Source organism: Methylophaga frappieri (genome assembly GCF_000260965.1).
Taxonomy (GTDB): Bacteria; Pseudomonadota; Gammaproteobacteria; order Nitrosococcales; family Methylophagaceae; genus Methylophaga; species Methylophaga frappieri.
Map to the genome: position 1 here is coordinate 1,335,567 of NC_017856.1, position 17,996 is coordinate 1,353,562.

At 48.6% G+C, this 17,996-nt stretch carries 17 protein-coding genes; 5 read left to right on the top strand and 12 right to left on the bottom strand.

Annotation, left to right across the window (positions count from 1 at the left end; translation table 11 throughout):
• Positions 1 to 14: 14 nt before the first annotated feature.
• Positions 15 to 1,721, bottom strand: coding sequence for a potassium/proton antiporter (locus Q7C_RS06240; protein ID WP_014703877.1), 1,707 nt, complete (start codon positions 1,719 to 1,721; stop codon positions 15 to 17).
• Between the two features lie 151 nt (positions 1,722 to 1,872).
• Positions 1,873 to 3,531, bottom strand: a complete 1,659-nt coding sequence (gene leuA / locus Q7C_RS06245; protein ID WP_014703878.1) for a 2-isopropylmalate synthase — start codon at positions 3,529 to 3,531, stop codon at positions 1,873 to 1,875.
• Positions 3,532 to 3,854: 323 nt separating this feature from the next.
• Here leuA and Q7C_RS06250 point away from each other — a divergent pair, with 323 nt between their 5' ends.
• The 3 genes from Q7C_RS06250 to Q7C_RS06260 all read left to right on the top strand — a co-directional run bounded on the left by Q7C_RS06250 (position 3,855) and on the right by Q7C_RS06260 (position 6,597).
• Positions 3,855 to 4,328: an Lrp/AsnC family transcriptional regulator gene (locus Q7C_RS06250; RefSeq protein ID WP_151194725.1), complete on the top strand. Its 474-nt coding sequence runs from the start codon at positions 3,855 to 3,857 to the stop codon at positions 4,326 to 4,328.
• A 187-nt stretch (positions 4,329 to 4,515) separates the two neighbouring features.
• Entirely contained in the window at positions 4,516 to 5,925 is a 1,410-nt protein-coding gene (locus Q7C_RS06255) for a PhoH family protein (protein WP_014703880.1), read from the top strand.
• 54 nt (positions 5,926 to 5,979) lie between these two features.
• Positions 5,980 to 6,597, top strand: coding sequence for an MbeD/MobD family mobilization/exclusion family protein (locus Q7C_RS06260; RefSeq protein ID WP_014703881.1), 618 nt, complete (start codon positions 5,980 to 5,982; stop codon positions 6,595 to 6,597).
• Here Q7C_RS06260 and Q7C_RS06265 read toward each other — a convergent pair.
• Genes Q7C_RS06265 through bioB form a run of 6 tightly spaced genes read right to left on the bottom strand, consistent with a single transcriptional unit; the run spans position 6,594 to position 11,786 of the window.
• Positions 6,594 to 7,310 carry a transglutaminase-like cysteine peptidase gene (locus Q7C_RS06265; RefSeq protein ID WP_014703882.1) on the bottom strand — a complete coding sequence of 239 codons (717 nt, stop codon included), beginning with the start codon at positions 7,308 to 7,310 and terminating at the stop codon, positions 6,594 to 6,596. The two genes, Q7C_RS06260 and Q7C_RS06265, sit on opposite strands and share 4 nt — an antisense overlap.
• Positions 7,304 to 7,969 (bottom strand): dethiobiotin synthase, encoded by a 666-nt coding sequence (bioD, locus tag Q7C_RS06270; protein ID WP_014703883.1) that lies wholly within the window; start codon positions 7,967 to 7,969, stop codon positions 7,304 to 7,306. The genes Q7C_RS06265 and bioD overlap by 7 nt, the downstream gene beginning before the upstream one ends.
• Positions 7,966 to 8,853 (bottom strand): malonyl-ACP O-methyltransferase BioC, encoded by an 888-nt coding sequence (gene bioC / locus Q7C_RS06275; protein WP_014703884.1) that lies wholly within the window; start codon positions 8,851 to 8,853, stop codon positions 7,966 to 7,968. Before bioC ends, bioD begins: the two co-directional genes overlap by 4 nt.
• Positions 8,846 to 9,607, bottom strand: coding sequence for a pimeloyl-ACP methyl ester esterase BioH (bioH, locus tag Q7C_RS06280; RefSeq protein ID WP_014703885.1), 762 nt, complete (start codon positions 9,605 to 9,607; stop codon positions 8,846 to 8,848). Before bioH ends, bioC begins: the two co-directional genes overlap by 8 nt.
• Complete coding sequence (gene bioF, locus Q7C_RS06285; RefSeq protein WP_014703886.1) at positions 9,597 to 10,772, bottom strand: 8-amino-7-oxononanoate synthase; 1,176 nt, start codon at positions 10,770 to 10,772, stop codon at positions 9,597 to 9,599. Before bioF ends, bioH begins: the two co-directional genes overlap by 11 nt.
• A gap of 6 nt (positions 10,773 to 10,778) precedes the next feature.
• Entirely contained in the window at positions 10,779 to 11,786 is a 1,008-nt protein-coding gene (gene bioB / locus Q7C_RS06290) for a biotin synthase BioB (RefSeq protein WP_014703887.1), read from the bottom strand.
• Between bioB and Q7C_RS06295 the strand changes: the two genes are divergently transcribed.
• Both Q7C_RS06295 and Q7C_RS06300 read left to right on the top strand, forming a co-directional pair.
• Entirely contained in the window at positions 11,745 to 12,545 is an 801-nt protein-coding gene (locus tag Q7C_RS06295; protein WP_014703888.1) for a ComF family protein, read from the top strand. The genes bioB and Q7C_RS06295 overlap by 42 nt on opposite strands.
• Positions 12,546 to 12,578: 33 nt before the next feature.
• Entirely contained in the window at positions 12,579 to 13,646 is a 1,068-nt protein-coding gene (locus Q7C_RS06300; protein WP_014703889.1) for a DUF484 family protein, read from the top strand.
• A gap of 35 nt (positions 13,647 to 13,681) precedes the next feature.
• On the opposite strand, the gene Q7C_RS06305 is transcribed toward Q7C_RS06300, so the two are convergent.
• The 4 genes from Q7C_RS06305 to recG are packed head-to-tail and all read right to left on the bottom strand — an operon-like array spanning position 13,682 to position 17,992.
• The gene (locus Q7C_RS06305; protein WP_014703890.1) at positions 13,682 to 14,500 is read right to left on the bottom strand and encodes a thermonuclease family protein; all 819 of its coding nucleotides are present in this window, start codon (positions 14,498 to 14,500) and stop codon (positions 13,682 to 13,684) included.
• 14 nt (positions 14,501 to 14,514) lie between these two features.
• Positions 14,515 to 15,372: a 4-hydroxybenzoate octaprenyltransferase gene (ubiA, locus tag Q7C_RS06310; protein ID WP_014703891.1), complete on the bottom strand. Its 858-nt coding sequence runs from the start codon at positions 15,370 to 15,372 to the stop codon at positions 14,515 to 14,517.
• On the bottom strand, positions 15,369 to 15,911 hold the full coding sequence (locus Q7C_RS06315; protein WP_014703892.1) for a chorismate--pyruvate lyase family protein: 543 nt from the start codon (positions 15,909 to 15,911) through the stop codon (positions 15,369 to 15,371). The genes ubiA and Q7C_RS06315 overlap by 4 nt, the downstream gene beginning before the upstream one ends.
• Positions 15,908 to 17,992 carry an ATP-dependent DNA helicase RecG gene (gene recG, locus Q7C_RS06320; RefSeq protein WP_014703893.1) on the bottom strand — a complete coding sequence of 695 codons (2,085 nt, stop codon included), beginning with the start codon at positions 17,990 to 17,992 and terminating at the stop codon, positions 15,908 to 15,910. The genes Q7C_RS06315 and recG overlap by 4 nt, the downstream gene beginning before the upstream one ends.
• Between the last annotated feature and the right edge of the window lie 4 nt (positions 17,993 to 17,996).

Consider the following 17,996-nt stretch of genomic DNA (forward strand, 5'->3'; position numbering starts at 1 on the left):
GCGCTTCAATCAGCCTAAAACAAACGCATCCCGACTTTTTGAATCTTGTCACCATCGACTTCATTCACGACCCAGTGAATGCCATGCCAGTCCACATCATCACCGACCACAGGGTGCCCACCAACGCGACGCGATATAAACTCCGCTAGTGTGGTTTCTTGCTCGTTGTCACTGACAGTTAAACCATAGGCTTTGGCAACATCACGTAACAAGGCATCCCCATTCAGCACAAAGGCTCCAAAAAAGGCTTCAGCCTGACGCAACTTCGCATCGCCATTAAAGAGTTGATTCAGTTTTGGCAGGTCTTCGCTCCGACTGATAACACACAGCGTGTCGCCCAGTTTCAGTGTTGTACTGCCCTTGGGATGCAACATGTGATGCTCCCTGAATAAAGCTGAGATCAAGGTGCCAGAAGGAAACCGTAATAATCGGATTTGCTGCTCATCCAGTGCCGGGTTATCGACTTTGTATACGAACATTTCAAAATCATTTTCAGGCAAAATCCCTAATGCACCGCGTTGATCTGGTGAACGTCCTCTGGGTACAGCAACCTGTAACCACCGGGCAACCGGCGATAACGTTGACCCTTGCACCAGCAACGACAACAGCACGACGGCAAACGCCACATTAAAATATAACGCGGCATTATCAACACCACCGATAACCGGAAAGATAGCCAATACAATGGGTACCGCACCACGTAGCCCAACCCAGGAAATAAAGCCAATCTCCCGCCAGCGAAATTTAAAAAAAGGTTTGACGGAGATGAGTACGGCCAGCGGCCGGGCAATGAATATCAGTGCTAAAGCAATAAGCACAGCCGGAACAGCATAGGTCAACACCTCGCTTGGTGTGACCAACATGCCCAATACCAAAAATAATCCAATCTGACTCAGCCAGGCCAAACCATCATGAACCGGTAAAATATGAGTGAGGTGTTTGCCAGGTTGATTACCAATCATCAAACCACAGAGATAAATCGCAAGAAACCCGCTTCCGCCCAATGAACTGGTTAGCCCAAACACAAAAAATGCCAGTGCTAATGCCAGCAGGGAATACAAACCCGGCGCTAAATCCAGCTTTATCAGTAAGCGCGCAATTAACCAGCCTGAACCAATCCCAATTACCCCGCCTAAGCCAAACTGCTGCACCAAAAATAAAAAAGCCGATTGCCAGCCCGACGTTTCTCCTGTCAGTAACTCAATCAACATGATGGTCAAAAAAATCGCCATCGGATCATTGGTACCCGATTCAATTTCTAAGGTGGCGCTGACCCGCTCATTGATAGTGATCCCTTGCCCTTTAAGCATAGAGAAAACCGCCGCCGCGTCGGTTGAACCCACAATCGCACCAATCAGCAGCCCTTCCAGCAAAGACAAATCGAAGATCCACATTGCCAGACCACCGACAATACCGCTGGTAAATAGCACGCCAAAAGTGGCTAAAGACAAGGCCGGTTTAAAACCCACCCGAAAGGTCGATAAGCGGGTTTGCAGCCCACCATCCAAAAGAATCATCGCCAGTGCGAGGTGACCAATGACAAAGGCTAAAGCGTAATTATCGAATGCAATGCCCAGTAGCCCCTCTTCTCCCGCCAGCATGCCTAATGCCAGAAAAATGATCAGGATAGGCAAGCCAAACAGCGAGGATAATCGGCTGGCAACGATACTTAGTGCAATAAGAAACCCGCTGAACAAAAACAGCGTATTAATGGCATCCATATCCTGATCCTAATCAATCGGACATTCATTATCGCACAGCATGCCAACGTGATTCGGCATCACACCGCACAGAAAATGAATCAGGCGTGCAGGCAAATTAGCCCACACGCCTGATTCCGAACAATATAAATATCGTTGGCATTTTAAAGCGTTATTGCAGCACTCGATTAATGCCATTTAGTAACGCTTTGATTGCAGCACGACTGATATTTTTATCTTGGCCGACGCCAAACACAGGATTGCCCTGACCAACTTTGAGTTCGACATAGCAAACGGCCATGGCATCACTACCCGACCCTATACCATGCTCGTGATAATCGACGACGGTAATTGCCTCGCCCAAGTGGTGGCTCAGAGCGACTGCTGCCGCATCCAATGGACCATTACCCTGACCACTCAAGGTCAATTGATGGCCATTATGTTGTAAGCTAATATCAGCTGTCACGCGTTCTTCATTATCATCGTTGACCTTACTGGAACGAAACGTATAAGGCTGATTGACCTGTAAATAAGCCTCATCAAACAGCTGATAAATTGCCGATGCATTAATTTCCTTACTGGTTTCATCACTGACCAGTTGCACAATTTTGCTGAACTCGATTTGCAGCCGCCGCGGCAATTCAAACCCCGCCTGCTGTTGTAATAAGAAACTGACGCCACCTTTACCTGACTGACTATTCACTCGAACGACGGCATCATAACTGCGCCCCAAATCAGCCGGATCTAACGGTAAATAAGGGATATTCCATAAACTCTTCGCCGTTTGTGCAGCAAAGCCTTTTTTTATTGCATCCTGATGTGAGCCAGAAAACGCGGTAAAAACCAACTCGCCAGCATAAGGATGCCGAGGATGTACCGGCAGATTGGTACAGGACTCAACCAGTTGCCGGATCTGATCAATATTAGAAAAATCCAAGCCCGGATGAATCCCTTGTGAATACAGGTTTAAAGCCAATGTGACCAAGCAGACATTACCGGTTCTCTCACCATTACCAAACAAACATCCTTCTACCCGATCGGCGCCGGCCATTACCGCTAACTCAGCTGCCGCAACGGCGGTACCACGGTCATTATGCGGATGAACACTCAAGACAATGGCGTCACGATTATTCAAATTTCGATGCATCCACTCAATCTGATCAGCATAGGTATTCGGTGTTGACATCTCCACGGTTGCCGGCAAATTGAAGATCATTTTTTGAGCAGGCGTCGGCTGCCAGATAGCAGACACGGCATCACATACCTCTTTGGCAAATTCTAATTCTGTCGATGAAAATGCTTCAGGAGAGTATTGATAAACCCACTCTGTTTCAGGTTGTTGCGCCGTATACTGTTTTACCCAACGCGTGCCCTGTTCGGCAATACCGCGAACACCCGCTTTGTCGGTGCGATAAACAATTTCCCGAAAGTCCGGTGCGGTAGGATTGTACATATGCAAAATGGCTCGTCGGGCGCCTTTTAATGACTTAACGGTACGCTCAATCAAATCTTCCCGTGCTTGTGTCAAAACCTCGATAGTCACATCATCTGGAATCAGATTTTCTTCAATCAAGCGGCGCACCACATTGAAATCCGTTTCTGAAGCAGAAGGAAAACCCACTTCAATTTCCTTGAACCCCATTGCCACAAGCGCTTTAAAAAAGCGGAGTTTGGTTTCAACGGACATCGGGTCGATAAGTGCTTGATTACCATCACGCAAATCTGTACTCATCCAAACAGGGGGTTGTGAAATCACCTTGTTTGGCCATTGCCGATCGCTTAATTCAATGGGCTTAAAGCGACGATATTTATCCTGCGGTTGCGCGATCATGATCCTCTCCTGAGTAGGTAATTTGCCTGAAAACAACACGTTTTAAATTCATGTCGGTCACCGGTCACCATGCGCCATCAGAACAGGGTAAATTCTGATGCTTCCTGCGTCTCTCGGTCAGTTTTGCCAACCTTTGAGTCCGCCGATGCACATCACGCTTTTGGCGTGGCAGTAGCCGGTTTCAGGCATGACATTATTATAAACAGACAACCTGAAAATTAAATTGCAAAAAATCTTTATAAAGCCTAAATTAAAGCATTAAATGCTAATTTATAATAAATTAATGACATTTATTGCCTTTAATAAAGGGTTTTATGCATATCATGACTGAACCACTTGACCGCTACGACCAGCAGATTTTGACGATACTGCAAAAACAGGGCCGCCTATCAAATCAAGAATTAGCAGAGGCGATCCGTTTATCGCCCTCCCCGACCCTGAGACGGGTCAGACAACTTGAAGAAAATGGGTTGATAGATGGCTATGTTGCGCTTCTGAATGCCAAAAAACTCGGGCTGACACTGATGGCATTTATTGGCATCAGCATGGATAAACACACCTCAGAACGCTTTACCACACTGGAATCAACGCTGACGCAATATCCCGAAGTACTGGAGTGTCATCTGATTACCGGCCAGTCTGCAGATTACTTGCTCAAGGTTATCGTCAAAGATATGGATGCCTATCAACAGCTTTTATTGCAGAAACTGACCCGTATTGAAGGCGTGACCGGCGTGCATACTTCGTTTGTGATGAATTCACCGATCAAAACAACCGCATTGCCAGTGAATGGATAATCCGTTGCCTTAAAAATACAGCTTCATTAGCGCCAATATTCCGGATAAATGGTCTGTTTTATAAAGCAGTTAAAAAAAGAATGTCAGTATTTTCAATCACTCACCTGTCAGCCCTTTGCAGTCGGCATTTTCTCGATCATAATCAGAATCAGGTGCTGTCTAAACACATGATGAGGATGATTTCCGGATGATTAAACGACCTGACGCCAGCAAACGCTTGTTTGTCTTGGATACCAATGTACTAATGCATGATCCAACGGCGTTGTTTCGCTTTGATGAACACGATATTTTCCTGCCTATGGTCGTTTTGGAGGAACTGGATAAAGGCAAAAAAGGACTATCTGAGGTATCGCGAAATGTCCGACAAGTCAGTCGTTTTTTGGATGACTTACTGTTAAAAGCCATCGATACTGATGCCATTAATAGTGGTATTCCTCTACCCGGTATTAGCGGCAGCGAATTACCGGAGGCAACGGGCCGGTTATTTTTCCAGACCCGGCAAATGGCTCAGGATTTACCCAAAGAACTGCCTGGTCATCAGGCGGATAATGCCATTTTGGCGGTTGCTATCAGCTTGCAACAAGCTCAGACCGATACCAATGTCATTTTAGTTTCCAAAGATATTAATCTCCGTATTAAAGCCACCGTATTAGGTATTTGTGCCGAAGATTATTACAACGACAAAGTTCTGGATGACGTTGATCTGCTTTACCGCGGTGCCAGTGAGTTGCTGGCCGGTTTTTGGGAAGATCTGAATCGACTCGAATCCTGGATGCAGGATGGGCGGACTTTTTATCAGGTTCAGGGCGAAGTGGTCAAAGACTGGTATCCAAATCAATTGATTTACTCACCGGAAACCGAAAATGCAATTGAAGCGGTTGTTCGAACGGTAACGAATGACGCAGCCGACATTGAGCTAATTCAGGACTATCGACATGACAAACATGCGGTATGGGGCATTACAGCACGGAATCGTGAACAAAATTTTGCCCTGAATCTATTGATGGATCCGGATATCGATTTTGTTAGTTTGCTGGGACAAGCCGGCACTGGCAAGACCTTGTTAACCTTAGCTGCGGCATTAACCCAAACCATTGAGCACAAACGTTATAACGAAATTATTATGACCAGGGTGACCGTCCCGGTTGGTGAGGATATCGGCTTTCTACCAGGCACCGAAGAAGAAAAAATGACACCTTGGATGGGTGCCTTGATGGATAATCTGGAAGTATTAAATAAGACGGACGGCGGTGATTGGGGACGTCAGGCAACGAATGATTTATTGCAACGCTGGATTAAAATTCGATCGTTAAATTTCATGCGTGGCCGGACTTTTTTGAAACGTTTCATCATTATTGACGAAGCGCAAAACCTGACCTCAAAGCAAATGAAAACCTTGATTACCCGTGCAGGCCCGGGCACCAAAATCGTCTGTTTAGGGAACGTCTCACAAATTGATACACCGTATCTGAGTGAGACCACATCCGGCCTCACCTATGTGGTGGATCATTTTAAATACTGGCAGCATAGTGGGCATATTACCTTGCTGCGTGGTGAACGCTCGCGGCTTGCCGACTTCGCCTCAGAAAATCTATAACGTAAATCGTGATAGCATCAAATACGTTCACGAATAGCAAAATGAGTTTCGTTTATGGATGATGTCAGCGCAGCAACCGGCATAGATCGCCGTGCCTATTTTCGAATCAATGATCGTATCTTGATTACGTTATTGCCATTGGCTTCCTCAGCGGTCGCCCCGCTTGCGCAACAAATTATGCACGCCACGCCGCAACCAACCGATCCCAGCCAGCAATTTTCCTCATTGCAATCCGCTTTCACCCATTTGACTGATCAGATTGGCCATACGGATCGGGATGTTGCCAGAGCATTAAGAATGCTGGACGAAAAATTAAACATTCTGAGTAGTCAGGTGCAGCATTTGTTGCGGCCAGTCAATGAACAGGACACGGAGGCTGTTAATCTGAGTGCGGGTGGTATCGCTTTGATGAGTCCGCAACGCTTCGACAAGCATACCGCTCTGGAGGTGAAACTGACCTTGCTACCTGGGAATCAGCCCGTACATGCCATTGCCAACGTTATCGCCTGTGAACCGGTAGCTGAGCAAGCACCGGACAAGTCCTGTTTTTTAAGACTGGCGTTTACGCATATGAACGAGACGGATCGAAACCGCTTGGTCAAACATACTTTGAGCCGCCAAGCAGAAGACCTGCGACAACAGAAACAATCGACCTCAGAAAATTCCCTTTAATCCGGGCACTGCTCTGGCCCCGCTAAAGCATTACCGCCACGATACTGGTACTGACAAACGTAAGCAGATTCATTGCCTTGTTCCTGCCGCAGTCTTGTCTGCAACTGTTGCCACAAACTGATTCGGCTACTGTCATCGATATAGTCTGAGGTATTGGCCTTATCCAGCCATAATCCGGTTTCATTAAAGCTATAAACCGGTAATAAATCTTGTCTGGATGTCGCCGGTAAAATTCGCCGGTCCAAGTTATCTAGGACCAGCGGCATGGCGTTTTTCTGGGCATAATAACTCACTACCATATGCGCCTGATTTAATGTCAACGCTTTAACATAAGTGAGTCGCAGTTGTTCAACCGGCATGCCCATCCGCGTTAGGGTGTAGTATTTTGCCAAAGCAAAGTCTTCGCAATCACCGGCCTGTGTGACAATCGTTTGCAGTGGTGTCGCCCAGTAATCCGCCTGTTGCCAATGCAATCGATCATCAACAAAGGCAAACTGATTGATAAAATCATTCGCCGCCGCTAACTGTCGATGGGCAGGTTGATTGCGATTTTCTGCAATCAGTTTTTTCCAAGATTGGACTCGCGCGGCTGTTTCCGGCTTGATACCGTCTTCAAAAGTGGCCGCAGGTGACGACAATTTCGGTTTGGATGTACTGCCGCAAGCTGATAATAAAAAACCCAGTACCAGCAAGAAAAAATAACGAATCAGCATACCGGCGCCATCAAATAATCCGCAGCACTGCTTTTGTCAGCCAGTCGCGGTACTACGCCTAGACAAGGCGCATCAATACGTTCGGAAATCGCAGCGATGATGTTCTCTTGCTGGGGATCAACTGTCAGGTTATTGGCTACCCAGCCGGCCAGGGTTAATCCGCTCCGTCTGACACTTTCTGCCGTCAGCAAGGCATGATTTATACAGCCCAAACGAATGGCCACCACCAGAATAACGGGCAAGTTCAAGGCAATGGCCAGATCGGCAATTGTCTGCTGCCGATTGAGCGGCACCAGCCAGCCTCCCGCGCCTTCAACGACGACAACATCTGCTGTCTCAGCGATCTGCTGGTAGTGCGTGACGAGGTTCGTCAGATTAATTTCCACGCCGTCTTGTAACGCGGCAATATGTGGCGCAATAGCCGGCGCAAAGGCATATGGATTGAGTTGACTATACGGTGACCGAACCGATGCCGCAGCCTGTAATGCGAGTGCATCCTCATTTTGCAATCCGGTTGCCGTCTGCTCGCAACCACTGGCGACCGGTTTCATCGCAGCAACACGATGCCCCTGTTGTTTTAGGACTTCAATCAATCCAACACTGATTCGGGTTTTCCCCACTTCAGTATCTGTTCCTGTGATAAAAAATCCGCTGCTCATAACCGCCCTTTCAACTGCGCTAAACTGACATGTACACTGCCATCTGCAGCAACTGACTGATAGCGATCAACCGAAAAAGCGTGACCATAAATCACCTCATAGGTTGCCGGTAACTGACCGTCAGCCAGACGAAACTGTTCACTGGCCGCCAGCATTGCCTGTAAGCGATGCCGGCCGGTCAAGCCACGACGCCGACCCGGTAATTGATTACGCGCGCCCAGCAATTTTAAATCACGCATCATCTTTCTGGCATCCGGATAGCCTAACTGATGCCGATCGACATCCAGAACCGCATCTTGTAATCCGCTATCCTGCATGGCCTGCGCCACATCGTGCATATCCAGAAACTGATTCACATGGGGCAAGGCATCTACCGCTGCCCAACTTTGCCGTAACTCAATCAACGTATCCGGACCCAACGTAGTAAACATAAGCACGCCTTCGGGACGAAGCAGACGCTGACACTCAGCGAATACTTTTGTTAGATCACACCACTGAAATGACAGGTTAGCAAAAATCAAATCCACACTATTTGCTTTAAGTGGCAACGATTCAGCATCAGCAACCAGATAGGCCAAACGTTTGTCTGGCACAAATCGTCGCCAGCCAGTCTGCATTCTCTGCTGCGCCTGAACCAGCATCTGCGGCGCAATATCGACGGCTAATAAATCCGCTTTCGGATAGCGTTTCTTGAGTAGTGGCAGATTTCGTCCGGTTCCCGCGCCCAGATCAATGATTTGTTGCGGCTGTATTCGTAATAAGCCCAGCCTGTCCAGTAATTCATCTGCCGTTTGTCGCTGCAACACGGCGACATCATCATAAGACCGGGCTGCGGCTGAAAACGATTGCGCAACGCGTTTTTTATCAGGACGCGGTTCAGTCATGTACCTGTTCTCTAATGAACGCCAGCGTCGGCGCTGGGTGCGATAAAAACGGTGCGTGGCCGGCACCATCAATGATCTGACATTGCAAATCAGGATTTAATTGTTGCGCCGCCACAGCCAGTGAGGAGGGAATCAAATTATCCTGTGCGCCTAACAGCAATCCCACCGGCATAGCCAATTCAGCCAATGCGGTTCTGGCATCTGTTTTTTCCAAACGGGAAAGTCCTGCTGTCAGGGCCGAAGGGTGCGCATGTTGTGTCTGTATCATGATCGTCTGTAACTGCCGGATTGTTTCTCGCGCCTGTTGTGCCCCACGTGCCTGCAACAACAAAAATGACTGCATCACTTGTTGCGGATCCCGATCCAGTGCATCCGAAAAATCAGCAAAATTCCGGGCAGGCATGGCGGTGTGCCACGTTGCATCTGCCACAAATTTCGGTGTTGCTGCCAGCATAATCAATTGGCTGACCCGTTGCGGAAAGGCATGCGCAAATTGCAGCGCAATCAATCCACCCAGTGACCAGCCTACCCAAATCGCGTTCGATGGGAGTTGTTTTGCTAGCTGAGCTAGCAGCCTTTCAGCCGCAAAGTCACCTTCCTGCCAGTCACTATCACCATGGCCAGGTAAATCCACGCAATGTAGCGTAAAGTCATTTTCAAGACAGGACTTGATTGGTTGCCAGACATGACGATTCATGCTCCAGCCATGAACTAACACCATATCCGGTCCCTGCCCGGTCACCTCAATGAACATGGCATTGTTCCAATGCTGACAACAACTGATTCACCTGCACCTCAGTATGTGCGGCGGACAGGGTAATACGAAGTCTTGCCGTATTTTTTGGTACCGTAGGTGGTCGAATCACGCCGGTTAATATGCCATGTTCTTCTAACTGCTGACCTAACTTGAGTGCCTGTTTATCATCGCCAATCAAAATCGGTTGAATTGCAGTTTGCGATGCCATGATCTTTAAACCGAGCTGTGATGCACCTTGCCGGAACTGCTCTATTCTGGCCTGCAATCGTTGCCGATAAGCATCGTCGTGTTGGTTTATTTGCAACGCCGCAAGCGTAGCCGCAGCAATCGCCGGGGGTGGCGCAGTAGTGTAAATATAACTCCGTGCATGCTGTGTCAACGTTTCAATAATCAATTCATCGGCAGCAATAAACGCCCCTGCTGTGCCAAAGGCTTTGCCGAAAGTACCGACTAAAATCGGCTTTTCAGCAATTTGATCGGCAAAATATTGCAGGGTGCCTTTGCCGGCATCTCCGACCACGCCCAGTCCATGCGCATCATCAATCACCACACCGGCATGATGTTGCTTCGCCAATGCCATCAGTTCGGGCAAAGCGACCATATCGCCATCCATGCTGAACACACCATCACTGACAATCAACTTGCGTTCGATATTCGCTGTCTGATGTAAACGCTGGTGCAAACTGGCCATATCATTATGCGCATATCGGTATAGGGTTGCCTGACTCAGTCGGCTGCCATCGAGCAAAGAGGCATGGTTAAGTTTGTCTTGAATAACCACATCACCCCGATTCATAAGACCATCAATCACAGCCAGATTAGCCATATAACCGGTCGCAAATGTCATCACCTTTTGCTGGCCGGTAAACGCCGCTAACGCCATTTCTAACTCATGATGATACTGGCTGTGTCCAGTCAGTAAATGCGCGGCACCACTCCCCACGCCTTCCTGATCTGCCGCTTTTTGAAATGCCTTGACGACTTCAGGGTGGTTGGCAAGGCCCAAATAATCATTGCTGCAAAAGCTGATAAATGCCTGACCATCAACTTTGACGTTAACGCCTTGTGGCCCCTGTCGAAGACGGGGATATCGATATAATCCGTCAGTCTGCCGCTGAACCAGTGCTTGCTGAAGACTTTTGTGCCATGGCAACTGGGCCATCGTTAATTAAGCAGCGGAGCAGTGTTTATCCGTATGCTGCACAATTTCCAGTGGTTTGATACCTAACCGGCGGAACAGTTTTTGATCGTGTTCTGTTGCCGGGTTATCAGTGGTCAGCAATTTTTCACCGTAGAAAATAGAGTTAGCACCAGCCAGGAAGCTCATCGCCTGCAATTCATCAGTCATGTTTTCCCGACCTGCAGACAACCTGACATAAGACTTGGGCATCATAATGCGTGCCACCGCAATCGTGCGAACAAACTCGAAAGAATCGAGATTTTTGATGCCATCAAGTGGTGTGCCTTTAACTTGAACCAGCAAGTTAATTGGCACACTTTCAGGATGACTTGACAGATTGGCCAGACTCCGTAATAAACCAGCCCGATCCCGACGACTTTCCCCCATGCCGACGATGCCGCCACTACAGACATTAATGCCTGCCTCACGAACATGACTTAATGTATCTAAACGATCTTGATAAGTCCGCGTCGAAATAATTTCACCATAAAATTCGGGTGAGGTGTCCAGATTGTGGTTGTAGTAATCAAGCCCGGCATCTTTTAAGCGTTTCGCTTGATGTGCTTCCAGCATACCCAGCGTGACGCAGGTTTCCAGTCCCATATCTTTGACGCCTTCGATCATGGCTGCCACCCGATCCACATCCCGGTCTTTCAGGTTTCGCCATGCGGCACCCATACAGAAACGGCTGGCACCGGTAGACTTGGCCTGCGCTGCGGACTCGAGCACTTTATCCAATGGCATCAAGGGTTCCGCTTTGACGGCAGATTTGTGGTGCGCGCTTTGCGGGCAGTAACCACAATCTTCAGCGCAGCCTCCCGTTTTTATGCTCAACAAGGTACTGATTTGCACGGCATTAGCATCGAAATACTGTCGATGAAGCGTCTGGGCCTGAAACATCAGATCAGCAAACGGTAAGTCAAACAAGGCTTCTATTTCAGAGGTTTGCCAGTCATGACGGATGACGGGAGTCGGTTCTGTGATAGTCTTGGACATGGTCTTTTTCAGCTTAATGGATTAACGGGGATGGCCAAGGACTTTATTGCCACAACGGCGCATCGATTGCGAAGATTATACAACATCTGGATGCCAAATCCGTGTTTCCTGTGTCATGCACCGGCGGGAGCGCAGATTATTTGCAACGACTGCCTGGCAGATTTACCGCACACTTCAACCGCCTGTTTACGTTGCGCAGCCCCTCTGCCCAACAACGGTGTTTGTGGCGCTTGCCAGCAATCTCCGCCGCCGCAGGATACCACACTGGCAGCCTTGTATTACATTTGGCCCGCCGACAAATTAGTGACAGCGTATAAATTTCGTTCCCAGTTGGCGTTACAGCCATTATTTGCCCAGTTACTATTTGAGAAAGTACGTCGTTCAGGCCACGATCTGCCACACTTGATTCTGCCTATTCCATTGCACACCAGCCGCTTGCGTTATCGTGGCTACAATCAGGCAACGGATATCAGCCAACGGCTTGGTCGGTTACTGAATAGGCCTGTTGCTAATCATCTCTTGCAGCGCGTCCGTGCAACCCAACCGCAGAGTAATCTTGCCTTTTCTCAACGACGTCGTAATTTGCGAAATGCATTTCAGTGTCAACCACTGACAGCAGCACAACAGCAACATGTTGTGCTAATCGACGATGTTTATACGACTGGCCACACGGTTTCTGAAGCCGCGCGTTGCCTGCGCAAGGCTGGTGTGAAACGGCTGGATGTCTGGACAATTGCCCGCGCCATACGCCATGATTAGCAATATCTCCTGATTCAGCCACAAGGCTGCCTGATGCGAAAAGATGCAACAACGCTACAAGACCGGCTGGATGCCCTGCTCCGCATCGCCAAAAGTAATGAACGCAAACAGACACACTTTCAACAATATGAATTAAGCCTGCTTAATTGCAGTAGCTTGCAGGCCTTATTGCAACTCATTCTGGAAGAACACGTCCAACGTTTTCAGCTAACCAGTGTCACGCTGCTTTTGTTTGATCCCGAATATACTTTCCGACGACTGATAGAAGGCTTGGTATTGCCCTCTGTATGGCAGTCAACGCTGATATTTACCGAAACCCAAGCTACGCTGGATCAGTATTTCAATTTACAACGCACGCCAAGGCTTTGTTCATTTTCTGCAGATCAGCATAGTCGTTTATTTCCGGACCATCCCAACCTGGGTTCCGTTGCGCTGCTGCCCCTGATTCGTCAACGTAAACTGATTGGCAGTTTAAATCTTGGCAGTCGTAACGCCAGTCGGTTCCAGCCCGATATTGGTAGCCAGTTTTTACAACATATGGCGGCGGTAGTTGCGGCCTGTCTGGAAAACACGCGGTTGCACGAAGAGATCAAACTGGTGGGACTCCGCGATCCTTTAACGGGTATCAACAACCGTCGTTTTTTCGATCAGCGGATTGATGAAGAAGTGAGCCGTGCTAAACGACAACATTCGCCGCTTTCCTGTTTGTTTGTGGATTTGGATCACTTCAAACGGATTAATGATCAATACGGTCATGCAGCCGGTGACGCCGTACTCAAACAGGTTGCCAGTTTACTCAATCAGCTTTTACGCAGCACAGATGTGCTGGCACGGTTTGGCGGCGAAGAGTTTGTCATTCTGTTAACTGATACACCGGCCAACGCCGCAGCGGATATTGCACAACGCATGCGTATTCACCTGTCACAACAATTTTTTGCTGTTAATGCCAATAAACAGATACAAATAACTTTATCGATAGGGCTGGCAACTATGAACCATAGCAATCAGATTCACACCAGCCATCAATTGTTGCAGGCCGCAGATCAGGCGGTGTATGCGGCAAAAATCTCTGGGCGTAATCGCATCCATCAGGCGCCGTAACGTTCAAAATTTCCGGCGTCAGGATTACAAAAAAATCAATCAGAACTTGTAATCACACTGGGATGGCGCACCAGAATAAAAGCCTCATTACCACGACGTGACAGCCATCCTGTCACTTCCAACTGACGACCAAGATAACTATTCAAATCAGCAAAAAGATGTCGATTTTGTTTACTTATCCGTAAGCTCAGATTGTCACCCGCCATCAACCAGATATCGTTTCGGGTCTCCCGGATGCTATCTACTGTAATACGCCAGCGCTGCCAGCCACGTCGTTCGCTAGTGGGTAACTCTGACTTCGCTTGACGAAGCGGATAATCCTGACCATTCCAGATACCGATTTTCGCTGCTTTCGCTTGTTGCTCTGCCTGTTGCATTGCGTCAGCGTATAGCAGATTTGGCGGGTGTATTGTTAGCGAAGCCAAGCCTTGCTGCAATAATTCCAGATTTAGATGACGGTCATTTTCAAGAAAAACATGCGCTAAACGTCGGTCATATTTATCCCGACGCTCAACATCAAAACGCAACCATACCGGGCCGTTGCCTATTTGCTGACGTAACCAGTCACGTGCCGCTTGCCCCTGTGGCTCTGCCACACTCACCCCACTTTCAACTTCGGGCGCATTGATATTTAATAAGCGGACGCTTTCGCCATTGCCCAATATGACGGTATCGCCATCATGAACACGCCGAACCTGAAACCGGTACCGATTGGATATCGGTGTGATATCAACACGCTCAGCATTTGCCCGGGGCTGATCTGAAAATCCAATGTTGCCGTGCGAATCAACATGCCGATATATTTCTGTCGCTGAGGCGAGAGACGCCAACAACAAGGCGCTTATCAAACTCATGCTGAGTGGCCATTTCATCCGGCAAAGGCGTAATGTGCAACAACGGCAAAAAACAACACCGCGCCAACATAATTATTATTCAAAAATGCTTGCAGACACGCTTTTGGCTCACGATCTCTAATCAGCCACTGTTGATAACCGAATAATGCCGAGACAATCACGATCGCCAAATAAAACAGCGCGTTGAACGATAATTGCCACCCCACCAAAAGCATTAACAGCAAAAATACCCCCTGCAGTCCGGCCTGAATAAGACGATCCTGACTGCCAAATAAAATTGCTGTCGACTTCACCCCTGCCTGCAAATCATCGAACCGATCCGCCATGGCATAAAAGGTGTCGTAGACGATCGTCCAGACAATATTGGCAACGAACAGTAACCAGGCAATTGCTGGTACCGATGACGTCTGGGCAGCAAAAGCCATGGGAATCGCCCAGCCAAACGCCATACCGAGCACCAGTTGTGGAAAATAGGTATAACGTTTCATAAAGGGATAACAAAACGCCAGTAACACCGCGACCAATGATAACTGTATGGTCAGCTGATTGAGTTGCAGTACCAACAGGAAAGCCATCAAGGTCAATATAATAAACACCATTACCGCATGCCAGGGACGCAACTTGCCCGTGGCAAGTGGGCGGTTTTCGGTACGCCAGACCTGGCCATCAACATGTCGGTCGGCAAAATCATTAATCGCACAGCCAGCACTTCGCATCAGAACCACACCTGCAACAAAGATCAACAGGATCTGTGCATCAGGCACGCCCTCTGCGGCAATCCATAAAGCCATCAGCGTTGGCCACAGTAATAACAAAATGCCAATCGGTCGATCTAGCCGGGTTAATTGCCAGCAATGCCGTAATAGATTCACGTTGGTTTTCCAAACTGATTCGTTAAAAATACTTCGCTGACCAGTAATTGGCATCCTTTAAAATCGAACACCGAACGCCTTGCCCAGAGTTGCTGTGGACGGATATCAGCAGCCATGCAGGCTTGCTTACAAAGACGATGATTCACCGGCAACTTACTGATCATGATACGCCCCCGCGCCACGCCATGCGTTCGAAATAACCAATCCCCCAGAGAATTCCGGCCGATACGTTGCAGACGACGTTGAAGTTGACGATAACTCCCTTGAGGCACGATTGTTCGGGCAAAGACCTGCGGCTTATCGCCATCCATCAGACAGACTTCACGACAAAACACTTTTGCATGGTGCTTAGTCCCCAATGCAAGCGCTTCATCAACGATGGGATACTGCCAGTTACAACGCTGTATATTGACTGAAAAACCCTGTTGACTGACTCCCTTAAGACGCGCAGTTAGGGAACCACGAGCCTGCAACCAAGTCGCCAATGATATTGGCAACTGCCCTTTAAAACGCGGATACCAATGGCTAAAGTCTCTCATACTTGTCCGAAATTCATTTTTTCTGCAAACCAGCGCTTGATTAATACTGGCACCTGTTCCGGATAGGCTGACATCAGTCTGTCCGCTGCCGCGCTGATATCATCCAGAAGCATCGCATCGGCTAACAAATCCGCTATTCGAAACTGAGGCAAACCGGTTTGTCGTGTGCCTAATAATTCACCAGGTCCCCGGATTTCCAGATCTCGGCGCGCAATCTCAAAGCCATCCTGATTTTCTCGCAGACAGGTTAATCGTGCCGATCCATTTTCGGAGAGCGGCGGATGATAAAGCAACACGCAATGACTTTCTATCTCGCCTCGTCCGACCCGGCCTCGAAGCTGATGTAATTGTGCCAGCCCGAGTCGCTCGGCATTTTCAATAACCATCAAACTGGCATTGGGCACATCCACACCCACCTCAATAACAGTGGTCGCCACCAAAAGATCGATTTCACCGGCTTTAAACCGCTGCATTATCGCCTCTTTGTCATTTGACTTCATGCGACCATGAACCAAGCCGAGCCGCAAGTCTGGTAAAGCCTGCTGCAAATCGGCAAGGGTCTGCTCTGCGGCCTGGCACTGCAAATGTTCTGATTCTTCAATCAGGGTGCAAACCCAGTAGACCTGCCGATCCTGCTGACACGCCGCATGAATTCTGGCGATCACTTCCTGACGTCGGTTATCCGCTACCACAACGGTGGTTACCGGCTGACGACCGGGTGGCAGACTATCGATAATCGACACTTGCAAATCCGCATAAGCCGTCATTGCCAATGTCCTTGGGATTGGCGTTGCCGTCATTACCAATTGGTGCGGATAAATTGTAGTCTGATGGCCCTTGTCACGCAGAGCTAAACGCTGGTGCACACCAAACCGGTGTTGCTCGTCTATCACGACCAGGGCCAAACGTTGAAATTGCACTTGATCTTGAAATAACGCATGCGTGCCAATCAGGACATCCGTTTCTCCCTGAGCCAAAGCGGCGAGCATGTCTCGGCGTTGTTTAGCCGTCTGTTTTCCAGAACACCAGCCAACCGAGACACCTAATGGCAACAACCATTGCTTATAAGTTTGATAATGCTGTTCTGCTAACAACTCAGTCGGCGCCATGATCGCCGCTTGGTAACCGCCGGCAACAGCAGCAATCGCCGCGAGTGCAGAAACCACGGTTTTGCCCGACCCCACATCTCCCTGAACAAGACGTTGCATTGGAATGGGCTGTTGCAGATCGGCATAGATTTCCCCGACGACGCGTTGTTGTGCGACAGTCAGTGAAAAAGGCAACGCCGAAAGAAACGATGCTGACAAAGCGGAATCTGTTGTTAAGACGGGCGCCTGATATTGCTGCCACTGTTGTCGTAATTGACGCATACTGAGCTGATGCGCTAATAACTCTTCAAATGCCAGCCTTTTCTGTGCTGGATGTTGGCGGGCAACCAAGTCGGTAACTGGTGCCTCTGGTGGCGGCTGATGAACCAGTTTTAATGCGTGTTCAAGCGGAATTTCCAATAACGAAAACTGTTTTGCCATTTCATCGGGCAACGGCTTAATAGCGCTCTCCGCCAGAACCGTTAATGCCTGCGCGATTAATTTACGCCAGGTCAGCTGATGTAGCCCTTCGGTTGTTGGGTAAACTGGCGTCAATGTGGCCGCAACCGGGATGACTTCATCCGCTGGTAATAATTGATATTCGGGATGAATCATTTCCAGTGCAGATGGGCCTTGTCGAACTTCACCAAAACAACGTATTCGTTGGCCTTTGGCTAACTGCTGCTGTTGGCTTTTACCAAAATGGAAAAAACGCAGTATCAGGCTGCCACTGCCATCGCCGATATGACACAACAAAGCGCGCCGCCGGCCATAAGTGATTTGCGACAGATTAATCACACCTTCAATCAGACATTCCTGCTGCATGCGCAAGCTGCCCAGTGGTACCAGTCTGGTGCGGTCCTGATAACGCAACGGCAAGTGAAATAACACATCACTAACCCGGGTGATACCGAGTTTATTCAGTTTTTGTTGCAGTTTTTCACCAACGCCGCGCAGCGCCGTTACCGATGCTTGCAGAGTGATTTGGCTCAAGGCC